The organism is Serratia sp. OLAL2 (assembly GCF_002752475.1).
GTDB lineage: Bacteria > Pseudomonadota > Gammaproteobacteria > Enterobacterales > Enterobacteriaceae > Serratia > Serratia bockelmannii.
Window position 1 is genome coordinate 374,905 of record NZ_MSTL01000016.1, and the last position, 25,792, is coordinate 400,696.

The window sequence follows — 25,792 nt, forward strand, 5'->3', positions numbered from 1 at the left end:
AACCTTCACAGCTAAAATAGTATTACAACATCAAGCCGTTTGGGTGTCCTATAGGAACTTGCTTATAGTCGCCAAAACAGAGCAATTTATGCCGTTCAGGTTAACATAATCCGTTAACTCAAATGGCAGGAGATCGTTACGGAGTCGGTTATTCTAGCCGTAGCGTCCGCCTTTGTCTTTAAGATTCAGGAGAGTGCATGGAGTTCAGTGTAAAAAGCGGTAGCCCGGAAAAACAGCGCAGTGCCTGTATTGTAGTCGGCGTTTTCGAACCGCGCCGCCTGTCCCCTATCGCAGAACAACTCGACAAAATCAGTGATGGTTATATCAGCGCATTGCTGCGCCGTGGCGAACTGGAAGGCAAGGTCGGGCAGACGCTGCTACTGCACCATGTGCCCAACATTCTCTCCGAGCGCATCCTGCTGATCGGCTGCGGCAAAGAGCGCGAGCTCGATGAGCGCCAATACAAGCAGGTGATCCAGAAAACCATCAATACCCTCAACGACACCGGCTCGATGGAAGCGGTCTGCTTCCTGACCGAGCTACACGTGAAAGGCCGCAACACCTACTGGAAAGTGCGTCAGGCGGTAGAAACCGCCAAAGAGACGCTCTACACCTTCGATCAGCTGAAAAGCAACAAGGTGGAACCGCGTCGTCCGCTGCGCAAAATGGTGTTCAACGTGCCGACCCGCCGTGAGCTCACCAGCGGCGAGCGCGCTATCCAGCACGGCCTGGCGGTGGCTTCCGGCATCAAGGCGGCCAAAGATCTCGGCAACATGCCGCCGAACATCTGTAACGCCGGCTACCTGGCCTCGCAGGCCCGTCAGTTGGCGGACGCCTTCAGCACCAACATCACCACCCGCGTCATCGGCGAACAGCAGATGAAAGAGCTGGGCATGAACGCCTATCTGGCGGTCGGCGCCGGTTCGCAGAACGAATCATTGATGTCGGTGATGGAATATAAGGGCAACCCAAATCCGGACGCTAAGCCGATCGTGCTGGTAGGCAAAGGGCTGACCTTCGACTCCGGCGGCATCTCGATCAAACCGGCCGACGGCATGGACGAGATGAAATACGACATGTGCGGCGCGGCGACCGTGTACGGCGTGATGCGCGTGGTGGCGGAGCTGAACCTGCCGCTGAACGTGATCGGCGTGCTGGCCGGCTGTGAAAACATGCCGGGCGGCCGGGCGTATCGTCCGGGCGACGTGCTGACCACCATGTCCGGCCAGACCGTCGAGGTGCTCAACACCGACGCCGAAGGCCGCCTGGTGCTGTGCGACACCCTGACCTACGTCGAGCGCTTCGAACCGGAGCTGGTGATCGACATCGCCACCCTGACCGGCGCCTGCGTGATCGCCTTGGGCCACCACATCACCGGCCTGATGTCGAACCACAACCCGCTGGCGCACGAGCTGCTGGGCGCTTCCGAGCAGGCCGGCGACCGCGCCTGGCGCCTGCCGATGGCCGACGAGTACTACGAGCAGTTGGACTCCAACTTCGCCGACATGGCGAACATCGGTGGCCGCCCTGGTGGCGCCATCACCGCCGCCTGCTTCCTGTCGCGCTTCACCCGCAAGTACACCTGGGCACACCTGGATATCGCCGGCACCGCCTGGCGCTCCGGTAAAGCCAAGGGCGCGACCGGCCGCCCGGTGGCGCTGCTGTCGCAGTTCCTGCTCAACCGTGCAGGTCTGAACGGCGACGATTAAATCTGAGCGGTAATTCAGGTATAATCCCAAGGGGCACAGCATGCTGTGCCCCTACATTTTTTTATCGGCAGCGGTGGATCCTTAATGAAACAGGCGACGTTTTATTTGCTCGACAACGCGGAACCGTCAGGCGCGCTCAGCGCCCATGAGGCCGTGGCCTGCGCCGTTGCCGCCAGCGGCTTCCGTTCCGGCAAGCGGGTGCTGATCGCCTGCGAGAGCCAGGAGCAGGCCCAGCGGCTGGACGAAGCGCTGTGGCAGCGCGAGCCGCATGAATTCGTGCCGCACAATCTGGCCGGCGAAGGGCCGCACTACGGCGCGCCGGTGGAACTGTGCTGGCCCGGCAAGCGCGGCAATGCCCCGCGCGATCTGCTGATCGCCCTGCTGCCGCAGTTTGCCGATTTTGCTACCGCTTTCCATGAAGTGGTAGACTTCGTTCCTTACGAAGACACTCTGAAACAGTTGGCGCGCGACCGTTACAAGGCCTATCGCAGCGTCGGCTTCCATTTGACCACGGCTACGCCGCCAACTCACTGAATACGATAAAGAATGGAAAAGACAAACAGTCAGCTCGACACCGCATACGACCCAAAACAGATCGAACAGAAGCTGTACGATCACTGGGAGAATCAGGGTTACTTCAAGCCGAACGGCGACACCAGCCAGGAAAGCTTCTGCATCATGATCCCGCCGCCGAACGTCACCGGCAGCCTGCACATGGGCCACGCGTTCCAGCAGACCATCATGGACACCATGATTCGCTATCAGCGCATGCAGGGTAAAAACACCCTGTGGCAGGCGGGCACCGACCACGCCGGCATCGCCACCCAGATGGTGGTGGAGCGCAAGATCGCCGCGGAAGAAGGCAAAACCCGCCACGACTACGGCCGCGATGCGTTCATCGACAAAATCTGGCAGTGGAAGGCGGAATCCGGCGGCACCATCACCCGTCAGATGCGCCGTCTGGGCAACTCCGTGGACTGGGAGCGCGAGCGCTTCACCATGGACGAAGGCCTGTCGAACGCAGTGCGCGAAGTGTTTGTCCGTCTGCACAAAGAAGACCTGATCTACCGCGGCAAGCGCCTGGTGAACTGGGATCCGAAGCTGCGCACCGCCATCTCCGATCTGGAAGTGGAAAACCGCGAGTCCAAAGGTTCCATGTGGCACCTGCGTTACCCGCTGGCCGACGGCGCGAAAACCGCCGAGGGCAAAGACTACCTGGTGGTCGCCACCACCCGTCCGGAAACCGTGCTGGGCGATACCGGCGTGGCCGTCAACCCGGAAGATCCACGCTATAAAGACCTGATCGGCAAAGAGATCATTCTGCCGCTGGTCGGCCGCCGCATCCGCATCGTCGGCGACGAACACGCCGATATGGAAAAAGGCACCGGCTGCGTGAAGATCACCCCGGCGCACGATTTCAACGACTACGAAGTCGGCAAACGCCACGGCCTGCCGATGATCAACATTCTGACCTTCGACGGCGACATCCGTCAGGAAGCGGAAGTGTTCAACACCCTGGGCGAAGTCTGCACCGACTACTGCAACGAAATCCCGGCCGAGTTCCGCGGCCTGGAGCGCTTCGCGGCGCGTAAAGCGGTGGTTGCCGCCTTCGATCAGTTGGGCCTGCTGGACGAGGTCAAACCGCACGACCTGACGGTGCCTTACGGCGACCGCGGCGGCGTGGTGATCGAGCCGATGCTGACCGATCAATGGTACGTGCGCACCGCGCCGCTGGCCAAAGTGGCGGTGGAAGCGGTCGAACAGGGCGACATCCAGTTCGTACCGAAGCAGTACGAAAACATGTACTTCAGCTGGATGCGCGACATTCAGGACTGGTGCATCTCGCGTCAGCTGTGGTGGGGCCACCGCATCCCGGCCTGGTACGACGTGAACGGCAAAGTCTACGTGGGCCGCAGCGAAGAAGAAGTGCGCAGCGAGAACAACCTGGGCGCTGACGTGGTGCTGACCCAGGACGAAGACGTGCTGGACACCTGGTTCTCGTCCGGCCTGTGGACCTTCTCCACCCTGGGCTGGCCGGAGCAGACCGAGGCGCTGAAAACCTTCCACCCGACCAGCGTGATGGTCAGCGGCTTCGACATCATCTTCTTCTGGATCGCGCGCATGATCATGCTGACCATGCACTTCATCAAGGATGAAAACGGCAAGCCGCAGGTGCCGTTCAAGACCGTCTACATGACTGGCCTTATCCGCGACGACGAAGGCCAGAAGATGTCCAAGTCGAAAGGCAACGTGATCGATCCGCTGGACATGGTCGACGGCATCTCGCTGGAAGATCTGCTGGAAAAACGCACCGGCAACATGATGCAGCCGCAGCTGGCGGAGAAAATCCGCAAGCGCACCGAGAAGCAGTTCCCGAACGGCATCGAGCCGCACGGCACCGACGCCCTGCGCTTCACCCTGGCGGCGCTGGCTTCGACCGGCCGCGACATCAACTGGGACATGAAGCGCCTGGAAGGCTACCGCAACTTCTGTAACAAGCTGTGGAACGCCAGCCGCTTCGTGCTGATGAACACCGAAGCGCACGACTGCGGCTTCAACGGCGGCGAGAAAGTGCTGTCGCTGGCGGATCGCTGGATCCTGGCCGAATTCAACCGCACGGTGAAAGCCTACCGCGAAGCGCTGGACACCTACCGCTTCGATCTGGCGGCCAACATCCTGTACGAATTCACCTGGAACCAGTTCTGCGACTGGTATCTGGAGCTGACCAAGCCGGTGGTGAGCAACGGCAGTGAAGCGGAACAGCGCGGCACCCGCCACACGCTGATCACCGTGCTGGAAGCGCTGCTGCGCCTGGCGCACCCGATCATTCCGTTCATCACCGAAACCATCTGGCAGCGCGTGAAGCCGCTGACCGGCACGACCGCAGACACCATCATGCTGCAGCCGTTCCCGGCCTACGACGCCGCGCTGGAAGACGAGCAGGCGCTGAACGATCTGGAGTGGATCAAGCAAACCATCATCGCCGTGCGCAACATCCGCGCCGAGATGAACATCGCGCCAAGCAAAGCGCTCGACGTGCTGCTACGCAACTGCAGCGCCGACGCCCAGCGCCGCGTGCAGGAGAACCAAAGCTTTATCGCCCGTCTGGCGCGCCTGGAATCCATCGCGCTGCTGCCAGCCGGTGAGAAAGGCCCGGTCTCCGTCACCAAGCTGGTGGACGGCGCCGAGCTGCTGATCCCGATGGCCGGCTTCATCGACAAGGACGCCGAGATCGCGCGTCTGGCGAAAGAGATGGGTAAACTGGATGCGGAAATCGCTTCGATCGAAGGCAAGCTGGCGAACGAAGGCTTCGTGGCACGCGCGCCGGAGGCGGTGGTCGCCAAAGAACGCGATCGTCTGGCGGCCTGCAAAGAAGGCAAAGTGAAGCTGCAGGAACAGCAGGCGACCATCGCCGCACTGTAATCCACCGGCTCACGCCAACGCCTGAAAAACAGCGGGGTCTTCCCCGCTGTTTTTTTATCGCCGTTGCATCCGGGCCGGGTTAGATGTTATTACAAGATATTACTGCTGCAGGGACGCCGCCGGGAAATAATCCCCGGCGCGTTTCGTGCTGCGATAAAAACGAAAACGAACGTGGTCTCTTTCAATGGCGAGTGTAAACATGACAACAGCAACCCCGGCGCGCCTGCTGGTGCGCCCCATCACGGCGGAAGACAATCCCGCCATTGCTCACGTCATTCGCGAAGTCTCCGCCGAGCACGGCCTGACGGCGGATAAAGGCTATACCGTCTCCGATCCCAATCTGGACGCCCTGTATCAGCTCTACAGCCTGCCGCGCAGCGCTTACTGGGTGATCGAGGTGGACGGCCAGGTCGCCGGCGGCGGCGGCATCGCGCCGCTGCAGGGCGGCGCAGACGATATTTGCGAATTGCAGAAGATGTATTTCCTGCCGGTGTTGCGCGGCAAGGGATTGGCGAAACGCCTGGCGCTGCAGGCGCTGGATTTCGCCCGCCAGCACGGCTTCCGCTGTTGTTACCTCGAGACCACCGCCAGCCTGACGCAGGCCGTTGCGCTGTACGAACACCTGGGCTTCGAACACATCGACCACGCGATGGGCGCCACCGGCCACGTCGATTGCGAAGTCACCATGCTGAAAACGCTGTAATCGTCCCCCGCCTCTCTATCATGGCGCAGCGTGCTGCGCCATTTTATTAATATCGCAATCAATCAGTAAAACTCGCTATAACGCCGTTTTTCAAGCAGATAAACTGACGTTAAAAACCATGATGTAAATTTAATGTGAAGTTCGTTAATAAATTAACGATCGCAAATTGACCGTTTTTCCCCCCGCGCTACTCTGCCAGTATCCCAATCGCGCACGGAGAGCTGTCATGTCGGAAAATACCTTTGATTACATCATCGTCGGCGCCGGTTCCGCCGGCTGCGTGCTGGCGGCGCAGCTGATCCGCCGCACCCAGGCGCGGGTGCTGCTGCTGGAAGCCGGCGGCGACGACAATAACCTGTTTATCAAGATGCCGGCCGGGGTGGCCAAGATCATCGCCAAAAAAAGCTGGCCCTACGAGACGGAACCGGAACCTCATGCAAATAACCGCCGCATGCAGATCGCGCAGGGCAAGGTGCTGGGCGGCAGCAGTTCGGTCAACGGTATGATCTACCTGCGCGGCCAGCCGCAGGACTACGACGACTGGGCCGAACGCTACGGCTGCACCGGCTGGAGCTACCGGGAGGTGCTGCCCTACTTCAAACGCGCCGAGGCCAACGAAAGCCTGTCCGACGACTACCACGGCGCCGACGGGCTGCTGCCGGTCAGCGAGAACCGCTACCGCCACCCGCTGAGCATGGCGTTTATCCGCGCCGGCCAGGAGTTGAACCTGCCCTATCGCAACGACTTCAACGGCGACAGCCAGCACGGCGTCGGTTTCTACCAAACCACCACCCGCAACGGCGAGCGCGCCAGCACCGCCCGCACCTACCTGAAGGCAGTGCGCGACGAACGGCGGCTGGTGGTGAAACTGAACGCCCTGGCGCACCGGCTGACCTTCGAGGGCAACGTCGCCACCGGCGTGGTTTACAGCCAGAACGGCGGCGCGGAAGTGACCGCACTCGCCACCAAAGAGGTGATCGTCAGCGCCGGCGCGGTCGGTTCGCCGAAGCTGCTGATGCTGTCCGGCATCGGCCCGCGCGACCACCTGCAGCAGCTGGGCATCGAGGTGCGGGCGGATCTGCCGGTGGGCAAAAACTTCCACGACCATCTGCACATGTCGATCAACGTCAGCACCCGCGAGCCGATCAGCCTGTTCGGCGCCGATCGCGGCCTGCAGGCGCTGAGCCACGGCGCGCAGTGGCTGGCGTTTCGCAGCGGGGTGCTCTCATCCAACGTGCTGGAAGGCGCCGCCTTCACCGACAGCCAGGGCGACGGCCGGCCGGACGTGCAGATCCACTTCCTGCCGCTGCTGGACAGCTGGGACGACGTGCCCGGCGAGCCGCTGCCGAACATTCACGGCTTCACGCTCAAGGTCGGCTACCTGCAGCCGAAGGCGCGCGGCGAAGTGCAGCTGCGCAGCAGCAACCCGCGCGATCCGGTCAGGCTGCACGCCAACTACCTCGGTCACCCGGACGATCTGGCCGGCAGCGTGCGCGCGGTGAAGTTCGGCCTGGGCTTCCTGCAAACCGCGGCGCTGAAGCCGCTGATCAAAGATCTGCTGATGCCGCAGCCGGAGTGGACGCGCGACGAGGCGCAGCTGGAAGAGTTCGTGCGCAACTTCTGCAAGACGGTGTATCACCCGGTGGGCAGCTGCCGCATGGGGCCGTCGCCGCAGGACGCGGTGACCGATCCGCAGCTGCGGGTGCACGGTTTTGAACAGCTGCGGGTGATCGACTGCTCGGTGATGCCGCAGCTCACCAGCGGCAACACCAATGCGCCGACCATCATGCTGGCGGAAAAGGCGGTGGATCTGTTGCTGGGCGCGCCGCAGTAAGGGCGCGCTTCAACCTCAGGCGGCGGCGGGCACGCCGCTGTGGAAGCGCAGCTCGCTGTCCGGCGACAGGATCAGTTCAGCTTCGAGGCGGCCGAAATGCGCCACCCGTTCGCTGATGTCGCCGCCGGCGATCTGCTCGGCCAGCGTCAGGTAGTCCTGATAGTGGCGCGCTTCGGATCGCAGCAGCGAGACGTAAAAGCGGTTCAGCTCGTCGTCCAGGTGCGGCGCCAGTTTGGCGAAGCGTTCGCAGGATCGCGCTTCGATGTAGGCGCCACAGATCAGTTTGTCGATCAGCGTCGCCGGATCGTGAGTGCGGATCTCGCGGATCATCCCCTTGGCGTAGCGGCTGGCGGTGATCTTGCGATATGGGATCCCGCGTGCCTGCATGATCTCCAGCACCTGTGAGAAGTGGTGCAACTCTTCCTTGATCAACAGCACCATGCGATCCGCCAGATCCTGGCCGTAGGCCGAGCCGTTTTTCGGCAGGATCTTGCGGGTGAACTGGCCCTGGCGGAATAGCGTGTCGGGCGCGCCCTGCGCTTCGTGCAGAAACGCCTCGTAGGGCCGCAGCAGCGCCAACAGCGCGTCGCCGCTCTCTTTGTCCGCCACATAGCGGCGGATCAGCCACATGCCGGTCTGTGCGGCTTTCAGCTCGCACACCAGGTGGTCGGTCAGCAACAGCTGCAGGTTTTCCGGACGGCGCGCGGCGTCGATCCAGGAGTCGGGAGTTTCACAGTGCAGGAAGCTTAAAATCGGGGCTAACAGGGATTGGTATGTCATCGGCTTCATTGCCCTATGTATTTCAAGTCGCAGCTAGGCGGCCAGCTCACTCATCCCCAGGAGCTTACTCAGGTAAGTGACTGGGGTGAGAGAGTGCAGCCAACAACGCTGCAGCTTGAAAGACGACGGGGATATCAGGGGCCGGCGAGAGCCGGCCCATGTGAATAAGCGGGATTAATCAGTGGCGTTTGCCGTCGTCGTCTTCGTCGATGTAGTCGCCGTCTTCGTCATCCTCACCGTCTTCACCGTTCGGATCTTCGAAGTAGGTGCCCCAGCCGTCGTAGTTGACGCCGCAGCGTTCCGCCAGCGCCACCAGCTGTTCTACCTGGGCGTCGATCAGCTCGGCGTTCAGGCCGACTTCGCTGATCACGTCGCAGCACATCACCATCGAACCGTCTTCCACTTCCAGCTCTTCGGCGTCGGTCACTTCGTAGCCCAGCTTGAAGGCTTCAACGGCGGCCTGCTCCAGAACCTCAAATTTCTCGGCGGACAGATGGTGCTCGATGGTGTAGAGCGCGTCCGGATCGCTGCCGTCTTCCAGCAGTTCTTCGATGATCAGGCGGGTCTCTTCACGTTGTTCTTCCAGCAATTCGCGGTTTGCCATGCCTATATCCTCAAGTCAAATGGCCTTCATTCCTTCTATTTTCACACACCGCCGACATTGCTTCCACGATAAACGTGAAAGATTTGCTCGTCGGGGTTGAAATTGAATATTCATACATATAAAGTGAATTTTAATTCAATTGAGCGATCAGGGAATCGGACTATGAGCACCGGCAATGCGTTCTACCAACGTCACTTTCTGAGGTTAATGGATTTCACCCCCGCCGAGCTGCAGGCGCTGCTGCGGCTTTCGGCCGATCTGAAGCAGGCCAAGAAGCAGGGGCAGGAATTGCGCCGGCTGCAGGGCAAAAACATTGCGCTCATCTTCGAAAAAGACTCGACCCGTACGCGATGCTCTTTCGAAGTTGCCGCATTCGATCAGGGCGCGCAGGTGACCTATCTCGGCCCAAGCGGCAGCCAGATCGGCCATAAAGAGTCGATGAAAGACACCGCCCGGGTGCTGGGCCGCCTGTACGACGGTATTCAATACCGCGGCTACGGCCAGGCGCTGGTGGAAACCCTGGCGGAACACGCCGGCGTGCCGGTGTGGAACGGCCTGACCGACGAGTTCCACCCCACTCAGCTGCTGGCGGATCTGCTCACCGTGCAGGAACACCTGCCGGGCAAGGCGCTGAGCGAGGTGAAGCTGGCGTACGTCGGCGACGCGCGCAACAACATGGGCAACACGCTGCTGGAAGCCGCCGCGCTGGCGGGCATGGATCTGCGGCTGTTGGCGCCGAAGGCCTGCTGGCCGCAGCCGGAGCTGGTGGCCGAATGCCAGGCGCTGGCGCAGCAAACCGGCGCGAAACTCACCCTGACCGAAGACATCGCCGAAGGGGTACAAGACGCCGACTTCCTCTACACCGACGTCTGGGTGTCGATGGGCGAACCAAAAGAGACCTGGCAGGAGCGTATCGCGCTGCTGCGGCCGTATCAGGTCAACATGGCGATGCTGAAGCTGACCGGCAACCCGAACGTGAAGTTTCTGCACTGCCTGCCGGCGTTCCACGACGATCAAACCACGCTCGGCAAGCAGATGGCGCAGCAGTACGATCTGCACGGCGGCATGGAAGTGACCGACGAGGTGTTCGAATCGGCGCACAGCGTGGTGTTCGATCAGGCGGAAAACCGGCTGCACACCATCAAGGCGGTGCTGGTCGCCACGCTGAGCGAAACCCTCTGATTGTTCCCCCTCCGCCCTGGCACCCCCGGCCAGGGCGGCTAATATATTCCTGGAATATCAAATAGCGGATTGGCCTTTGCCCGCCGCCGGCAAAGGTTCTACCGTGGCAGGCCGACGGCGCCCGCGCCGTAAAAACCAACGATAACAAACCGTTCTTAGCGTCGCCTTGCGGCGCCTTCAGGGGATACACATCGATGAAAACCAAACTCTTACCGCTGTTCCTGCTCGCCGCCCTGCCCGCCGCCGCGTTAGCCGCCACGCCGCCGAATACGCTGGTGGTGGTGCAATCGCTGGATGACATCGTCAGCCTCGATCCGGCGGAAGCCAACGAACTATCCAGCATCCAGACGGTGCCCAGCCTGTATCAGCGCTTGGTGCAGGCGGATCGCGACGATCCGGCCAAGGTGGCGCCGGTGCTGGCGGAAAGCTGGCAGAGCGATGCGGCGGCCAAAACGCTGACGGTGAAACTGCGGCCGCAGGCGGCGTTTGCCTCCGGCAACCCGCTGACCGCCGACGACGTGATCTTTTCCTACAGCCGCGCGGTCAAAATGAACAAATCGCCGGCGTTCATCCTCAACGTGCTCGGCTGGCAGCCGGACAACATCGACGCGCAGCTGAAGAAGATCGACGAACATACCGTGCAGCTGCGCTGGACGGCGGACGTCAGCCCGGCGGTGGCGCTGAATATCCTCTCGACGCCGATCGCCTCGATCGTCGACAGCAAAGCGGCGCTGGCCAACGTTAAAGACGGCGACTTCGGCAACGCCTGGCTGAAGATGCACTCCGCCGGCAGCGGCCCGTTCAAGATGCGCGTCTATCAGCCGCATCAGGCGATCGTGCTGGACGCCAACCCCACCTCGCCGGGCGACAAGCCGCAGCTGAAAAACATCATCATTAAAAACGTGCCAGATCCGGCCACCCGCCGCCTGCTGCTCCAGCAGGGCGACGCCGATATCGCCCGCGAACTGGGCGCCGACCAGACCGACACGCTGAAGAACCAGCCGGGCGTCAAGGTGCTGGAGATCCCGTCCGCCGAGCAAAACTACCTGGTATTCAACACCGGCAACGGCGCCAATCCGCTGCTGAACAACCCGGCCTTCTGGGAGGCGGCGCGCTACCTGGTGGATTATCAAGGCATCACGAAGGATCTGCTGAAGGGACAATACTTCGTGCACCAGAGCTTCCTGCCGGTCGGGCTGCCGGGCGCGCTGGAGACCAACCCGTTCAGCTACGATCCGGCCAAGGCGAAAGCCATCCTGGCCAAGGCGGGGATTACCCACGCCGCCTTTACGCTGGACGTGGAGAACAAACCGCCGTTCATCACCATCGCGCAGGCGCTGCAGGGCAGCTTCGCCGCCGCCGGCGTGAAGATCGAGCTGCTGCCGGCCGCGGGCAGCCAGGTTTACTCCCGCGTGCGCGCCAGGCAGCATCAGGCGGCGATCCGCCTGTGGATCCCGGATTACTTCGACGCCCACTCCAACGCCAGCGCCTTCGCCTACAACGACGGCAAGAGCAGCACGGTGGCCGGGCTGAACGGCTGGCAGATCCCGCAGTTGAACCAGCAGACGCTGGCGGCGCTGGCCGAAGCCGATCCGGCCAAGCGCCGCGCGCTGTACACCGCCATGCAGCAGGAGCTGCAGCGCAGTTCGCCGTACGTGTTTATCGATCAGGCCAAAACCGAAGTGGTGCTGCGCGACAACGTCAAAGGCTATCAACAAGGGCTGAACGCCGACATGGTCTACTACGATCGCGTCAGCAAATAGCCGGCGAGCGGCCATCGCCGGCCAATCGATTGCGGGGCGGCAAAAAACGGCGTTTTAACGCTTGCAGTGGCGAAAAGCGCGAGTATAATGCGCCACAATTTGCCAGGAGAAAGCATGAAAAACGACGTTTGTTTTGTTAGCCGCAATCGACAAAACCGACTGCCTATCGGCGGCCAGCTGCCGTTGTTTCTCCTGTTGCTAAACCGATCTTTTCAAGCCCCTCATTGAGGGGCTTTTTTTTGCCTTAAAAAGTCCCGCGCCACGGGCACGCGTCGAGGAGGAGTGAAAAATGGCCAACCCGCTGTATCACAAACACATCATCTCTATTAACGATCTCAGCCGCGAGGATCTGGAGCTGGTGCTGCGCACCGCCGCCGGTCTGAAAGCCAACCCGCAGCCGGAACTGTTGAAACACAAGGTGATCGCCAGCTGCTTCTTTGAAGCCTCGACCCGTACCCGCCTGTCGTTCGAAACCTCGATGCACCGCCTCGGCGCCTCGGTGGTCGGTTTCGCCGACGGCAGCAACACCTCGCTCGGCAAAAAAGGCGAAACCCTGGCCGACACCATTTCGGTGATCAGCACCTATGTGGACGCCATCGTGATGCGCCATCCGCAGGAAGGCGCAGCGCGCATGGCCTCGGAATTCTCCGGCAACGTGCCGGTGCTCAACGCCGGCGACGGCGCCAACCAACACCCGACCCAGACCCTGCTGGATCTGTTCACCATCCAGGAAACCCAGGGCCGCCTGAACAACCTCAGCATCGCCATGGTCGGCGACCTGAAATACGGCCGCACCGTGCATTCGCTCACCCAGGCGCTGGCCAAGTTCGAAGGCAACCGCTTCTACTTCATCGCCCCCGACGCGCTGGCGATGCCGGCCTACATCCTGAAAATGCTGGAAGAGAAAGGCATCGAGTACAGCCTGCACAGCAGCATTGAAGAAGTGGTGCCGGAGCTGGATATTCTCTACATGACCCGGGTGCAGAAAGAGCGCCTCGATCCGTCCGAGTACGCCAACGTGAAGGCGCAGTTCGTCCTGCGCGCTGCGGATCTGGCCGGCGCACGCGCCAACCTCAAGGTACTGCACCCGCTGCCGCGCATCGACGAGATCGCCACCGACGTGGATAAAACGCCGTACGCTTACTACTTCCAGCAGGCGGGCAACGGCATCTTCGCCCGCCAGGCGCTGCTGGCGCTGGTGCTCAACGCAGATTTGGCTCTTTAAGGGGGAACCGCCATGACTCACGACAACAAACTGCAGGTCGAAGCGATCAAATGCGGCACGGTGATCGACCACATTCCGGCGCAGATCGGTTTCAAGCTGCTGACGCTGTTCAAGCTGACCGCCACCGACCAGCGCATCACCATCGGCCTGAACCTGCCCTCCAACGAGCTGGGCCGCAAGGATCTGATCAAGATCGAGAACACCTTCCTGACCGAGCAGCAGGCTAACCAGCTGGCGATGTACGCGCCGAAGGCCACGGTAAACCGCATCGACAACTATGAAGTGGTGCGCAAGCTGACCCTCAGCCTGCCGGACCACATCGACGGCGTGCTGACCTGCCCGAACGGCAACTGCATCAGCCGCAGCGAGCCGGTGGCGTCGAGCTTCAGCGTCAAATCGCGCGGCGGCGAAGTGCACCTGAAATGCCGCTACTGCGAAAAAGAGTTCGAGCATCAGGTGGTACTGCAGGCGGACTAAGCCCGGCATGGGCGCCGGGAGATGGCGCTGTCATTCTCCCGGTGACGCCCTATAATGGGTCCTCTGAAAATTACTCTACCCACGTTGCTACCCACCGAATTTTACGCTGCGGCCGACCGCGCGGCGGCGTGAAAGACAACGGGTCTATCAGGAGAAAACATGTCACGTAATATCAGCACTGAACTCGCCCCGGCAGCCATTGGTCCTTACGTGCAGGGCGTTGATCTGGGCAGCATGATCATCACTTCCGGCCAGATCCCGGTCGATCCGAAAACCGGCGCCGTCGCCGACGACGTCGCCGCACAGGCGCGCCAGTCGCTGGAAAACGTTAAAGCGATCGTCGAAGCCGCCGGCCTGATCGTTGCCGACATCGTGAAAACCACCGTATTCGTGAAAGACCTGAACGACTTCGCCACCGTCAACGCCGCGTACGAAGCCTTCTTCACCGAGCACAGCGCGCCGTTCCCGGCCCGCTCTTGCGTAGAAGTGGCGCGTCTGCCGAAAGACGTGAAGATCGAAATCGAAGCCATCGCCGTGCGTCGTTAATCGACACGCATGCGAATCACGGCCAGTGCAGACTGGCCGTTTTTATTGATAATCATTTTATTAACCCAATTAATTTATAGCGATAGCGTAATATCGTTCACATTTACAATTCCTCAATAAAAATACGCCTATAATTGTTTTTCACCCGGCCGGGTCATTGCTGTTTCATTTCGTTCACTTCGTGAATAATGACAGGAGATAACCATGGCACCTAGCGTATTGGATTATTTTATCCAACAAGTTTCCCGTTATCCGGAAAAAACCGCCGTCGTCAGCGATAATAAACACCTGACCTACCGTCAATTGGATGAAGCCAGCAGCGCATTGTGCGCGCTGTTGCGACGGCGGGGCGTGGCACCCGGCAGCTATGTGCCGCTCGTCACGCTGCGCACGCCGGAAATGCTGATCGGTATGTTGGCGATCGTCAAAGCCGGCGCAGGCTATATTCCCATCGACGCGCGTTACCCGGAAAAAAGAATACAGGATATCGTTACGCAAAGCGGTTCCCCTTTAATACTCACCAGCAACGCGGCGATTACGTTATCGGAAAATAACTTCAGCGAGGATATTATTTATATTGATAATATATCAATTTCGCCGCAGGAAAATATAACGTCAATCTCTCCGCCTCCCGATGCCATCGTTTATCTCATTTTCACTTCAGGCACCACCGGAAAACCGAAAGGTGTGCTGATCGAACATCAGTCGCTGCTGAATTTAATTCTCTGGCATAACAAGCAATTCGCTATGGATGCCGAAAGTCGTTCTACGCTGATCGCCGGCTTGAGTTTCGACGTCGCGCAATGGGAGATCTGGTCGCCTCTGACCAGCGGCGGCACATTGTATCTGCCCCCGGAAGACGCTCGCCTGCAGCCGGAAGTACTGCTGGCCTATTTTGCCGAACAGGGTATCACCCACGCCAGCCTGCCCGCCGTGCTGGTCGCCGACGTGGTCGGCGCGCCGCAGCCGGCCAACCTGGCGCTGCGGTATCTGTTCAGCTCGGGGGAAAAACTCCATCCGGTCGATCTGCGCGGCATCGATTATTCATTGATCGACTACTACGGCCCGACAGAAGCCACCATATTCGTCACCTGCAACCGGGTGGCTTGCGCCACGCAAAACCCGCCCGCCAGCATTGGGCGGCCCATCGGCGATACCGAAATCTTCATCCTCGATGACCGACTGCAGCCCGTGATCGGCGATCGCCCCGGCGAGCTGTATATCAGCGGCCGCTGTCTGGCCCGCGGCTACCTGAACAATCCGGCGTTGACCGCCGAGCGCTTCATCACCCCGCCTCACTTCGCCGGATTGCGCCTGTACCGCAGCGGCGATCGGGCTCGTTGGCTGGCGGATGGCCGCATTCAATATCTGGGCCGTATCGACGATCAGGTCAAAATCCGCGGCAATCGCATTGAACTGGGCGAAATCGAAAACGCCATGCTGCAGGTTGCGGGCGTCCGTAAAGCGGTGGCCGCCGTGGCAATGGCTGACGATCCGCTGGGCAAGAAAATCGTGGCGTTTCTGATCGCGGAGAGTGACAGCGAAAACGTGACCGCACGCGTCCGACAGAAACTGAAAGAAACGCTGCCCACCGCATTTCTGCCCGCCGATTATCGTTTACTGGAACACATGCCGCTGAACAACAACGGCAAGATCGACAAAGCGGCTCTGTTGGCGCATTACCAACCGGTCAGCGTCAGTGTCGGCGTTGCGCAGCCGCTGACCGCCGACCAGCGCGTCGTCGCCGATCTCTGGCGCTCGCTGCTGAAAGTGGAACAGCCCGCAGCCGACGATGATTTTTTCTCGCTGGGCGGCCATTCGCTGTTGGCGGCCAAACTGATGGCGGCGCTGGCCGAGGCATTTGCCGTCGAGACTTCGGTGCACGACATCTATGAATATCCCACTCTGGGCGCCCTGGCGCAGGCACTGGCACAACGCAGAGACCGGCAACCGACACAGCGGCAAGGCGAAGCGCGTGCCTTGCAGGATGATGTTTATTTGCCGTCGGATCTCGTCATCGATCCGACGTTCGATCCGCGGCAAATCAGCGCGCCGCGCGCCATTTTGCTGACCGGCGCCACCGGCTTCGTCGGCGCGCATCTGTTGGCCGATCTGCTGCGCACCACCGACGCCGAGCTGTACTGTCTGGTGCGCGACAGCGCCAAACTGCCGCCGAGACAGCGGCTGGAGGCGGTGCTGCAGCGCTACCGGATCGCGCTGAACGCCAGCCAGCACGCACGCATTCATATCGTGCCTGGCAACGTAGCGGAACACGACTTTTCGCTGACGCCGGCGGCCTACAGGGCGTTAAGCCGAGATATCGATCTGATTTACCATTCGGCCAGCGCGGTGAATTTTATCCAGCCTTACGCCTACATGAAGCGTGACAACGTGCAGGGCCTGCGGGAAATCATTCGCTTCGCGGCGCATAGCCGCACCAAGCCGCTGATGCTGCTGTCGACCATCTCCGTATACAGCTGGGGGCATCTGCACACCGGCAAGCGGGTGATGCGGGAAAGCGACGATATCGACCAAAACCTGCCGGCGGTCAGCCGCGATATCGGCTACGTGCGCAGCAAATGGGTGATGGAGAAAATTGCCGATTTGGCGGCGGCGCAAGGCCTGCCGCTGATGACCTTCCGCCTGGGCTACGCCACCTGCCACAGCCGTACCGGCGTCAACGCCGATTATCAATGGTGGGGACGGCTGGTGAAAACCTGCATCAGCAGCGGCACGGTGCCGGATTTACGGGATATGCGCGAAGGGTTGACCACGGTGGATTACATGACCCGGGCCATCGCCCACGTCTCTCGCAATCCGCAGGCGCTGGGGCAGAAATTCAACCTGATCCATCAAGGTGACAATAATCTGACGCTGCGTGAGTTTTTCAGCCTGCTGGAGCGCGAGTTCGGTTATCGTTTTCGTCCCTTGCCCTTCGCACAGTGGCGGGCCCAATGGGAAAACGACAGCGACGCGCCGCTGTACCCGCTGCTCAGCCTGTTCAAGGATCCTATGGTGGACGAGCTATCGACGGTGGAGCTCTATCAAGACACCTATCGGTGGGACTGCAGCAACCTGCAACGCTTCCTGCAGGGCAGCGGTATCGATGAGCCGCGCTTCACCCGCCAGCTGCTGCTGAATTACCTGCAGCACGCCATCGGGTATGCGCCGCTGTCGCTACAGGCGTAATGAAACCGGGGCTCAACTGGCCGAGCCCCGTCACCCTCACTCCGTTTTAAGCCCCCGCAGCAGCGCCTCCAGCGGGTACACCGCGGCAATCACCACTTCGTCGCGCGTCTGCGCCGCCGCATCCAGCCGGCGCTGCGCTTGTTCGGCCTCGGCCCGGCTCAGCGGTTTGTCCTGCTGATGGCGATCCAGCAGCGTTAACCCCAATACGGCCAGGGCATCGACGTCCTGCGCCACCGGCGCCAGCTCCCGCAGCGTGCGGTTGCCCGCGATCGCCGTTTGCAGCGCCGCGCCGTTCGCCTGCCAGCGCTGCAGCCGTTCGCGCAGCGCCTGCGCCGCCGCCTTATCGCGCTTATCCTTCAGCAAAGCCGCAACCTGGGCATGCATGTCACGCACCGCGCCGCTCTCCGGCGGCAGCGCATCGGCAAAGCGGTTCAGCGGTTCGAACTGATGATAGTTGCCGGCCTGGAACTTCAGGTGCTGCCGGGTGTAATACTGCGCCGGTTCCACCGCCTCGGCCAGGATCTGTAGCGGCGCGATCTGCACGCTGTTGCTCAGCCGGGTGAATTCGCGCGCCGTTTCCGCATGCTGCTGCAGGCCGACCGACACCACCGACCAGGCGTCGATCGCCGCCAGCCGCCGGTACATGTTGCTTTCGTCGGTAACGTCCTGCGCCGACCACAGCCGCTCCGCCACCGCGAAGGCGCGCGGCCACAGCTTGAGATCGATCAGCGGCGCGCGCACGTTTTCCGCCCACAGCGCCGCTTCACCGCCGAGAATATTGGCCTGCCCTTTCTCGTCCGGCACCACCGGCATCTTGCCCGCCGGCGCCGCCGCCAGCTTGTCGCCGCTGGTGGGGTAACGCACGTTGCCGACCAGCGTATAGCCGCTGAGCTTGTCCTGTTGCAGCGTGACCACCGGCCGCGTGTCGCCCATCCAGGTATCGACGCGGAACGTCACCTGCTGCGGCGTGCGCCAGACGATGTCGTGCACCGCGCGGCGCGACTTGCCGTTGAAATCGATAAAGCCGCGCCAGCCCTGCTTGCCCTCGATCAGCGTGAAGCTGCCCTCCACCGCGCTACCCTTCAGACGCGGCATGCTGAAACGCCAGCTTTGCGCCTGCTCGCCGGGTTGCACCGCCGTCTCAACCCCCAGCGGCTGCGGCAGAATTTCATTGCGGTAGTGATAGGCGGTGCTTTGCGGCTGATCGAGGTAGAAACCGGTGGAGAGGATGCCCTGATAGCCGTCCTGCGCGCTGGCGCCCAGCGAGTCTTGCCCCTGCCAGGATTGAATGACGATCGAGCGCGGCAGCGACGGATGGTAGATCTCATCCCAGCCGACCATCTGCCGCTGGTGCTTCTCGAGGATCTTTTCCAGCTTCTGGTTGAAGTAGGCCTGCAGCGCATGGGTATCCGCCAGCCCGTTCTGCTGCATAAACGCCTGAATCGACGGCGATGCCCGCCACTGGCTGGCGTCCACTTCGTCGCCGCCGATGTGCAGATAAGGATCGGGGAAGATCGCCGCCAGCTCGCCGACGATCGTATCGACAAACTGATACACCTCGTCGCGGGTCGGATCGAGCGTCGGCTTATGCACGCCCCACTCGCGCTCCATGCGATACGGCCCCGGCGCGCTCATCAGATCGGGATAGGCCACCGCGATGCTGGAGGCGTGCCCCGGCATGTCGATCTCCGGCACCACGCGAATGCCGCGCGCCGTGGCGTAAGCCACCACCTGCCGCATTTGCTCACGGGTGTAAAACTGGCCGTCGCTGGCCTGCTGCTGCAATTTGGGGTAATGCTCGGAGGCGAAGCGCCAGCCCTGATCGTCGGTCAGGTGCCAGTGGAATACGTTGAGCTTGGCCGCCGCCATGCCGTCAAGCTGGCGCAGAATGTCCGGCAGCGGCAGGAAATGGCGCGCCGAATCCAGCAGCACGCCGCGCCACGGAAAACGCGGCACGTCGCGAATATCCACCAATGGCAGGAAAGTGTTTTGCCCGTCGGTCTGCAGCAGCTGCAGCAGGGTCTCCATGCCGCGCAGCGCGCCAAAGCGAGTGTTGGCGGTCAGCGTGGCGCCCTGCGGCGTGACCGCCAGCCGGTAGCTCTCATCGCTGCCCGGCAGCGGCTGCGCCGCCACCCGGTCCTTGATCACCACTTTGATCGCCGCGCCGTTTGCTTCTTCCCTCAGCGCCAGCGTCCAGCCGGTCTGCAACTCGATGCGCTGGCGCCAGCGCGGCAGCGCGTCGCCCAAATCATCACCCTGCAGCGTCAGAGACAATCGGCGATCCAGCACCAGCTTGCCCGCCGGTTGCGTCACTTCCACCTGCTGCGGCCAGGGCATCAGCGGCAAATCACCCGCCGGCTGCGCCAGCGCGCCGCAAGAAAACCATAACGATGAAGCCAGTAGCGTATAACGGAAAGGTCTGTGCATCGGAAATTCCTCAGAGGAAAAAAACAAAATATCCCCAATGAATTTCAAACCACCGCTAGGCGGCAAGCGCCCGCATCCCCAGGCGCTTAGGTCTGCTAAGTCACTGGGGGGCGGGCGTACAGCCAACAACGCGGTGGCTTGAAAGGCGCAGGGGAAAACAGCCAACGCTGTAGATAAAGACTCAGCACAGAACAGATGTCCAACCGTTGCGGTGAAAAAGCGGACGGGATCACAGTTGCCCCCTCCCGGCCGGAGGGGGCGAACGGGTTATTGCCAGCCGTAGCGGCGCACGAACCAGCCTTTCACGCACTGGGTCAGCACCATGTAACCGGCGAGGATCAGCACCAGCCACGGGAAGTAACCGAGCGGCAGCGCCTGCAGCTGCAGGAAGCCGGCCAGCGGCGAGAACACCAGGCCGATGCCGGTGGCGATCACCGCCAGCGTCATGATGCACAGCGGCCAGGACGGGCGGCTCTGGATAAACGGAATTTTGCGCGTGCGGATCATGTGCACGATCAGCGTTTGCGACAGCAGCCCTTCCACGAACCAGCCGGACTGGAACAGCGTCTGCATTTCCGGCGTGTTGGCCTTGAATACCCACCACATCAGGCTGAAGGTCAGCACGTCGAAGATCGAACTGATCGGCCCAAAGAACACCATAAACCGCCCCAGATCGGCGGAGTTCCAGCGCTGCGGCTGGGTGATCTGATCGTCATCGACGTTATCGAACGGGATGGCGATCTGCGAGATGTCGTACATCAGGTTCTGAATCAACAGGTGCAGCGGCAACATCGGCAGGAACGGCAGGAAGGCGCTGGCGATCAGCACGCTGAACACGTTGCCGAAGTTGGAGCTGGCGGTCATCTTGATGTATTTCAGCATGTTGGCGAAGGTGCGGCGCCCTTCGATCACCCCCTGCTCCAGCACCATCAGGCTTTTTTCCAGCAGGATGATGTCCGCCGCTTCCTTGGCGATATCCACCGCCGAATCGACGGAGATGCCGATATCGGCCGCGCGCAGCGCCGGCGCGTCGTTAATGCCGTCGCCCATAAAGCCCACCACGTGCCCCTGGCGGCGCAGCAGTTTGACGATGCGCTCCTTGTGCAGCGGCGTCAGCTTGGCGAACACCGTGGTGCGCGCCGCCGCCTGCGCCAGCTGCTCGTCGTCCATCTGCTCGATCTCGCTGCCGCGCAGCAGATGATCGGCCTCGAGCCCGACTTCACGGCACACTTTGGCGGCCACCAGCTCGTTGTCGCCGGTGAGGATCTTCACCGTGACGCCGTTCTGTTTCAGCGCCGCCAGCGCCGGTGCGGTGCTTTCCTTCGGCGGATCGAGGAAGGCGACGTAGCCTTCGAGGATCAGATCCGACTCGTCCGCCACGCCGTATTCATGGGTTTGCGCCGGCAGGATCTTGTTGGCCACCGCCACCACCCGCAGCCCCTGCTGGTTGAGATCGTCGGTGATGCGGCGGATCCTCGCCAGCAGCGCCTCGCTCAGCGGGATCACCTCGTCTTCGTGGCGCACGTGGCTGCAAATCGCCAGCATCTCTTCCAGCGCGCCCTTGCACACCAGCTCGTGATACTCGTTGTCTTTGGCCACCACCACCGACATGCGGCGGCGCACGAAATCGAACGGGATCTCATCCACCTTGCGGTAGTTTTGCAGCGCCTCCGGCTGCTGATTTTGCTCCGCGCAGCTCAGCACCGCCACGTCGAGCAGGTTTTTCAGCCCGGTCTGGTAGAAGCTATTCAGCCAGGCGTAGCGCAGCACCCGCTCGCTGCTGGCACCGAACACATCGGTGTGGCGCTCCAGTACGATCTTGTCCTGGGTCAGGGTGCCGGTCTTGTCGGTGCACAGAATGTCCATCGCGCCGAAGTTCTGGATGGCGTCCAGGCGTTTGACGATCACCTTCTGGCGCGACAGCTTCACCGCCCCTTTGGCCAGCGTCGACGTGACGATCATCGGCAGCATTTCCGGCGTCAACCCGACCGCCACCGACAGCGCGAACAGCGCCGCCTCCCACCAGTCGCCCTTGGTGTAGCCGTTGATCAGCAGCACGATCGGCGTCATCACCAGCATAAAGCGGATCAGCAGCCAGCTGACCTTGCTGATACCGCTCTGGAAGGCGTTCGGCTGCTCATCCTGGCTGGTGACGCGCTGCGCCAACTGGCCGAAATAGGTGCCGCCGCCGGTGCCAATCACCATCGCCAGCGCGGTGCCGCTGACTACGTTGGTGCCCATGAAGCACAGGTTCTGGCAGTCGAGCGGATCGGCCGCCAACGCCTGCGGCGCCGCGGATTTTTCCACCGGCAGCGATTCACCGGTCAGCGCCGCCTGGCTGATGAACAGATCCTTGGCCGACAGCACGCGCAGATCCGCCGGGATCATGTCGCCGGCCGCCAGCTTGATGATGTCGCCCGGCACCAGCTGCGCGATCGGCAGCTCCACGTGCTCGCTCTTGCCGGTGAGCGCATCGCTGCGGATCACCGTGGCGGTGTTGCTCACCATGGCCTTCAGCGCGTCGGCCGCCCGGTTGGATCGCGCCTCCTGGATGAAGTTCAGCAGCGTGGAGATCAGCACCATCAGCGCGATCACCAAGGCGCCGGTGAGATCCTCGGTGGCGTAAGAAATCATGCCGAGCGCGGTCAGCAGCAGGTTGAACGGGTTGCGGTAGCAGTGCCAGAGGTGTTGCCACCAAGCCTCTTTCTGCTGATCGTCGATGACGTTCTCGCCGCAGCGCTGGCGCACCTGTTCCGCCTCATGGGCGGTGATGCCTTCCGGGTGGCTGTGAAAACGCTCAAAGAGCTGCATCGTTTCTGCGGCGGCGCATGCCAGCCGCTGCTGAGCCAGGCCGGCCGGCATATCGCGCGCAGCGCCGCCGACGCCGTCCAGCAGACTGTCGCGACGCACCAAACGGCGCGGGAGGCCGCGGGCGAACAGGCCCAGCAGCTGGCGGGGGAGTTTTTTCAGTTTCATGGTTCGCACCTCGTCGCCCGGTGCCTCACGGCAGCGGGTAAACGGGGATCGTCATCGGCCGGGCGGATGGCGGGTGCGCCAAAAAGCCTCTGCCAACGCAGATCCTTATTCTTTTTTTCAGCAGCAGGAGCGAACGACGAAGCGCGCGCCACCGGTTACCGTGATGTACTTCACCGGTAAAACAGCAGCGCCAGGCGGAGAGGTTTTACCGGTGAACCGAGTGAGTGTCTAAAGCAGTCGGGTCGGGGTCCATATGGGGATCACCTCCGGTAAAGGGAAAACAGAGCGGCAGGAGCGGCCGTTCAGCGCAGTGTAACAATCCCGTTTTGCCTCAAGATCCGCGTGGGAAAATGAGCTATGCTGACGGGCATTGTTTTACAGGCCGTTATGTTACGCCTGTCCACTTCAACGAAAAGTAAACCATGCAAAACCGGCTGACCATCAAGGACATCGCACGCCTGAGCGGCGTAGGTAAATCCACCGTCTCACGCGTACTGAACAATGAAGGCAGCGTGAGCCCGCAAACCCGTGAACGGGTGGAAGCGGTGATCCGTCAGCAAGGGTTTACGCCCTCCAAGTCGGCGCGCGCCATGCGCGGCCAAAGCGACAAAGTGGTGGGCATCATCGTTTCCCGTCTCGACTCGCCGTCGGAAAACCAGGCGGTGCGCACCATGCTGCCGCTGCTGTATCAGCAAGGCTTCGATCCGATCGTGATGGAGAGCCAGTTCGAAACCCGCCTGGTGCAGGAGCATCTGCACGTACTGCATCAGCGCAACGTCGACGGCGTGATCCTGTTCGGCTTCACCGGCCTGACCGCGGCGATGCTCAAGCCGTGGCAGGAAAAAATGGTGGTGATGGTGCGCGAATACGACGGCTTCTCGTCCGTCTGCTACGACGATGCCGGCGCGGTGAACCTGTTGATGGATCGCCTGTATCAGCAAGGGCATCGGCATATCGGCTATCTGGGGGTGCAGCTCAGCGACGCCACCACCGGCCAGCGCCGCTATCAGGCCTATCTCGACGCCTGTGAACGCCTCACGCTCACGCCGCGCGCCACGCTGGGCGAGCTGAGTTACCAGAGCGGTTTCCAGCACGCCGCCGAAGTGATTGACGCGCACACCAGCGCGCTGATTTGCGCCTCCGACAGCATCGCCCTGGGGGCAATCAAATACCTGCAACAACAGCCGACGCGCGCCATCCAGGTATGCGCCATCGGCAACACCCCGCTGCTCAGCTTCCTGTTCCCCGACACCCTGTCGGTGGAGTTCGGCTACGGCAGCGCCGGCCTGCTGGCGGCGCAGCAGCTGTTGGCACAGCTCAGTGGCGAACAGGGGATCCGCCGCCTGGTGGTGCCCAGCAAACTTTCCTGACGACCTGATGAGAAGTTGACCATTTTTTGTCATTTTGTGATCCTCGCCCCAATCCGGGAACGTTCCCATTTCATTCAAAAAGCCGAGTGGCTAAGCTTTGATCATTACTCAGTCAACACCTCTGCAGGTATCCCATAATGAGCAAAGTAAAACAGCAGGATATTGATCGCCTGATTGTTTTGGTCGGCGGCCGCGAGAACATCGCCACCGTCAGCCATTGCATTACCCGGCTGCGTTTCGTCCTCAACGATCCCAACAAGGCGAAACCGAAAGAGATCGAAGCGCTGCCGATGGTCAAGGGTTGCTTCACCAACGCCGGGCAGTTCCAGGTGGTGATCGGTACCGACGTCGGCGACTACTATCAGGCGCTGATCGCCAGCACCGGCGTCAACGAGGCCGACAAGGAGCAGGCCAAGGTGGCCGCGCGCCAGAACATGACCTGGACTGAGCGCACCATCTCCCACTTCGCCGAGATCTTCTTCCCACTGCTGCCGGCGCTGATCAGCGGCGGTCTGATCCTCGGCTTCCGCAACGTGATCGGCGACATCCCGATGTCCGACGGCCAAACGCTGGCGCAGATGCACCCGGCGTGGAAAACCGTTTACGACTTCCTGTGGCTGCTCGGTGAAGCGATCTTCATGTTCCTGCCGGTGGCCATCTGCTGGTCGACGGTGAAAAAGATGGGCGGCACCCCGGTGCTCGGCATCGTGCTGGGCGTCACCCTGGTGTCGCCGCAGCTGATGAACTCCTACCTGCTCGGCCAGCAAACGCCGGAAGTGTGGAACTTCGGCTGGTTCGTGATCCAGAAAGTGGGCTATCAGGCGCAGGTGATCCCGTCGATCCTGGCGGGCATGGCGCTGGGCTGGATCGAAACCCGGCTGAAAAAGATCGTTCCCGACTATCTCTATCTGGTGGTGGTGCCGGTGGTCTCGCTGCTGCTGGCGGTGTTCCTGGCACACGCGCTGATCGGGCCGTTCGGCCGCATGATCGGCGACGGCGTCGCCTGGGCGGTGAAATCGGTGATGACCGGCAGCTTCGCGCCGGTGGGCGCCGCGCTGTTCGGCTTCCTGTATGCGCCGCTGGTGATCACCGGCGTGCACCAGACCACGCTGGCTATCGACATGCAGATGATCCAGAGCATGGGCGGCACCCCGGTGTGGCCGCTGATTGCGCTGTCCAACATCGCGCAGGCCTCGGCGGTGCTCGGCATCATCATCATCAGCCGCAAGGCCAACGAGCGTGAAATCTCGGTGCCGGCGGCGATCTCCGCCTACCTCGGCGTGACCGAACCGGCGATGTACGGCATCAACCTCAAATACCGCTTCCCGATGCTGTGCGCGATGATCGGCTCCGCCTTCGCCGGCCTTATCTGCGGCCTGGACGGCGTGATGGCCAACGGCATCGGCGTCGGCGGCCTGCCGGGCATTCTGTCTATCAAGCCGCAGTTCTGGCTGATTTACTCGCTGGCGATTCTGGTGGCGATCGTCATCCCGCTGGTGCTGACCATCATGGTCTACAAACGCAAGGCCGCCCGCGGCGAGCTGCCGGTTTGATTGACGCAAGATGAATGTAGGGGCCCGCTCA

Annotated in this window: 17 protein-coding genes; 13 read left to right on the plus strand and 4 right to left on the minus strand. The window is 61.7% G+C overall.

Annotated elements, in window-relative coordinates; all coding sequences use genetic code 11:
* Positions 1-197 precede the first annotated feature (197 nt).
* From pepA to BVU99_RS10625, 5 genes are all read left to right on the plus strand, one after another.
* Positions 198-1,709: a leucyl aminopeptidase gene (gene pepA, locus BVU99_RS10605; protein WP_004933352.1), complete on the plus strand. Its 1,512-nt coding sequence runs from the start codon at positions 198-200 to the stop codon at positions 1,707-1,709.
* A gap of 84 nt (positions 1,710-1,793) precedes the next feature.
* Complete coding sequence (locus BVU99_RS10610; RefSeq protein WP_025305119.1) at positions 1,794-2,243, plus strand: DNA polymerase III subunit chi; 450 nt, start codon at positions 1,794-1,796, stop codon at positions 2,241-2,243.
* 12 nt (positions 2,244-2,255) lie between these two features.
* A complete protein-coding gene (locus tag BVU99_RS10615; protein WP_049294759.1) occupies positions 2,256-5,132 on the plus strand; it encodes a valine--tRNA ligase in 2,877 nt (958 codons plus the stop codon).
* Positions 5,133-5,331: 199 nt separating this feature from the next.
* The gene (locus BVU99_RS10620; protein ID WP_004933360.1) at positions 5,332-5,835 is read left to right on the plus strand and encodes a GNAT family N-acetyltransferase; all 504 of its coding nucleotides are present in this window, start codon (positions 5,332-5,334) and stop codon (positions 5,833-5,835) included.
* A 226-nt stretch (positions 5,836-6,061) separates the two neighbouring features.
* Positions 6,062-7,669 carry a GMC family oxidoreductase N-terminal domain-containing protein gene (locus BVU99_RS10625; protein ID WP_099817037.1) on the plus strand — a complete coding sequence of 536 codons (1,608 nt, stop codon included), beginning with the start codon at positions 6,062-6,064 and terminating at the stop codon, positions 7,667-7,669.
* Positions 7,670-7,684: 15 nt separating this feature from the next.
* On the opposite strand, the gene miaE is transcribed toward BVU99_RS10625, so the two are convergent.
* Positions 7,685-8,449: a tRNA isopentenyl-2-thiomethyl-A-37 hydroxylase MiaE gene (miaE, locus tag BVU99_RS10630; protein WP_099817038.1), complete on the minus strand. Its 765-nt coding sequence runs from the start codon at positions 8,447-8,449 to the stop codon at positions 7,685-7,687.
* 178 nt (positions 8,450-8,627) lie between these two features.
* Positions 8,628-9,053 (minus strand): ribonuclease E inhibitor RraB, encoded by a 426-nt coding sequence (rraB, locus tag BVU99_RS10640; protein ID WP_025305115.1) that lies wholly within the window; start codon positions 9,051-9,053, stop codon positions 8,628-8,630.
* Between the two features lie 162 nt (positions 9,054-9,215).
* On the opposite strand from rraB, the gene argF reads away from it, so the two are divergent.
* The 6 genes from argF to BVU99_RS10670 all read left to right on the plus strand — a co-directional run bounded on the left by argF (position 9,216) and on the right by BVU99_RS10670 (position 17,435).
* On the plus strand, positions 9,216-10,235 hold the full coding sequence (gene argF, locus BVU99_RS10645; RefSeq protein ID WP_099817039.1) for an ornithine carbamoyltransferase: 1,020 nt from the start codon (positions 9,216-9,218) through the stop codon (positions 10,233-10,235).
* 194 nt (positions 10,236-10,429) lie between these two features.
* Positions 10,430-11,998, plus strand: a complete 1,569-nt coding sequence (locus BVU99_RS10650) for an ABC transporter substrate-binding protein (protein WP_099817751.1) — start codon at positions 10,430-10,432, stop codon at positions 11,996-11,998.
* Between the two features lie 289 nt (positions 11,999-12,287).
* Positions 12,288-13,223, plus strand: coding sequence for an aspartate carbamoyltransferase (gene pyrB, locus BVU99_RS10655; RefSeq protein ID WP_043139182.1), 936 nt, complete (start codon positions 12,288-12,290; stop codon positions 13,221-13,223).
* Positions 13,224-13,235: 12 nt separating this feature from the next.
* Positions 13,236-13,700 (plus strand): aspartate carbamoyltransferase regulatory subunit, encoded by a 465-nt coding sequence (pyrI, locus tag BVU99_RS10660; RefSeq protein WP_004933377.1) that lies wholly within the window; start codon positions 13,236-13,238, stop codon positions 13,698-13,700.
* Positions 13,701-13,859: 159 nt separating this feature from the next.
* Entirely contained in the window at positions 13,860-14,246 is a 387-nt protein-coding gene (gene ridA, locus BVU99_RS10665; RefSeq protein WP_004933379.1) for a 2-iminobutanoate/2-iminopropanoate deaminase, read from the plus strand.
* 204 nt (positions 14,247-14,450) lie between these two features.
* Positions 14,451-17,435 carry a non-ribosomal peptide synthetase gene (locus BVU99_RS10670; protein ID WP_168186792.1) on the plus strand — a complete coding sequence of 995 codons (2,985 nt, stop codon included), beginning with the start codon at positions 14,451-14,453 and terminating at the stop codon, positions 17,433-17,435.
* Positions 17,436-17,471: 36 nt separating this feature from the next.
* On the opposite strand, the gene BVU99_RS10675 is transcribed toward BVU99_RS10670, so the two are convergent.
* Both BVU99_RS10675 and mgtA read right to left on the minus strand, forming a co-directional pair.
* Positions 17,472-19,862 (minus strand): family 20 glycosylhydrolase, encoded by a 2,391-nt coding sequence (locus BVU99_RS10675; RefSeq protein WP_099817041.1) that lies wholly within the window; start codon positions 19,860-19,862, stop codon positions 17,472-17,474.
* 267 nt (positions 19,863-20,129) lie between these two features.
* Positions 20,130-22,838: a magnesium-translocating P-type ATPase gene (mgtA, locus tag BVU99_RS10680; protein ID WP_099817042.1), complete on the minus strand. Its 2,709-nt coding sequence runs from the start codon at positions 22,836-22,838 to the stop codon at positions 20,130-20,132.
* 422 nt (positions 22,839-23,260) lie between these two features.
* On the opposite strand from mgtA, the gene treR reads away from it, so the two are divergent.
* On the plus strand, positions 23,261-24,208 hold the full coding sequence (treR, locus tag BVU99_RS10685) for a trehalose operon repressor TreR (protein WP_042783558.1): 948 nt from the start codon (positions 23,261-23,263) through the stop codon (positions 24,206-24,208).
* Between the two features lie 137 nt (positions 24,209-24,345).
* Positions 24,346-25,761 carry a PTS trehalose transporter subunit IIBC gene (gene treB / locus BVU99_RS10690; protein ID WP_049208815.1) on the plus strand — a complete coding sequence of 472 codons (1,416 nt, stop codon included), beginning with the start codon at positions 24,346-24,348 and terminating at the stop codon, positions 25,759-25,761.
* Positions 25,762-25,792 lie beyond the last annotated feature (31 nt).

Excerpts from the sequence above, each read along its gene's own strand:
- pepA (WP_004933352.1), top strand. The coding sequence starts at position 198 with ATGGAGTTCAGTGTAAAAAGCGGTAGCCCGGAAAAACAGCGCAGTGCC.
- BVU99_RS10610 (WP_025305119.1), top strand. The coding sequence starts at position 1,794 with ATGAAACAGGCGACGTTTTATTTGCTCGACAACGCGGAACCGTCAGGC.
- BVU99_RS10615 (WP_049294759.1), top strand. The coding sequence starts at position 2,256 with ATGGAAAAGACAAACAGTCAGCTCGACACCGCATACGACCCAAAACAG.
- BVU99_RS10620 (WP_004933360.1), top strand. The coding sequence starts at position 5,332 with ATGACAACAGCAACCCCGGCGCGCCTGCTGGTGCGCCCCATCACGGCG.
- BVU99_RS10625 (WP_099817037.1), top strand. The coding sequence starts at position 6,062 with ATGTCGGAAAATACCTTTGATTACATCATCGTCGGCGCCGGTTCCGCC.
- miaE (WP_099817038.1), bottom strand. The coding sequence starts at position 8,449 with ATGACATACCAATCCCTGTTAGCCCCGATTTTAAGCTTCCTGCACTGT.
- rraB (WP_025305115.1), bottom strand. The coding sequence starts at position 9,053 with ATGGCAAACCGCGAATTGCTGGAAGAACAACGTGAAGAGACCCGCCTG.
- argF (WP_099817039.1), top strand. The coding sequence starts at position 9,216 with ATGAGCACCGGCAATGCGTTCTACCAACGTCACTTTCTGAGGTTAATG.
- BVU99_RS10650 (WP_099817751.1), top strand. The coding sequence starts at position 10,430 with ATGAAAACCAAACTCTTACCGCTGTTCCTGCTCGCCGCCCTGCCCGCC.
- pyrB (WP_043139182.1), top strand. The coding sequence starts at position 12,288 with ATGGCCAACCCGCTGTATCACAAACACATCATCTCTATTAACGATCTC.
- pyrI (WP_004933377.1), top strand. The coding sequence starts at position 13,236 with ATGACTCACGACAACAAACTGCAGGTCGAAGCGATCAAATGCGGCACG.
- ridA (WP_004933379.1), top strand. The coding sequence starts at position 13,860 with ATGTCACGTAATATCAGCACTGAACTCGCCCCGGCAGCCATTGGTCCT.
- BVU99_RS10670 (WP_168186792.1), top strand. The coding sequence starts at position 14,451 with ATGGCACCTAGCGTATTGGATTATTTTATCCAACAAGTTTCCCGTTAT.
- BVU99_RS10675 (WP_099817041.1), bottom strand. The coding sequence starts at position 19,862 with ATGCACAGACCTTTCCGTTATACGCTACTGGCTTCATCGTTATGGTTT.
- mgtA (WP_099817042.1), bottom strand. The coding sequence starts at position 22,838 with ATGAAACTGAAAAAACTCCCCCGCCAGCTGCTGGGCCTGTTCGCCCGC.
- treR (WP_042783558.1), top strand. The coding sequence starts at position 23,261 with ATGCAAAACCGGCTGACCATCAAGGACATCGCACGCCTGAGCGGCGTA.
- treB (WP_049208815.1), top strand. The coding sequence starts at position 24,346 with ATGAGCAAAGTAAAACAGCAGGATATTGATCGCCTGATTGTTTTGGTC.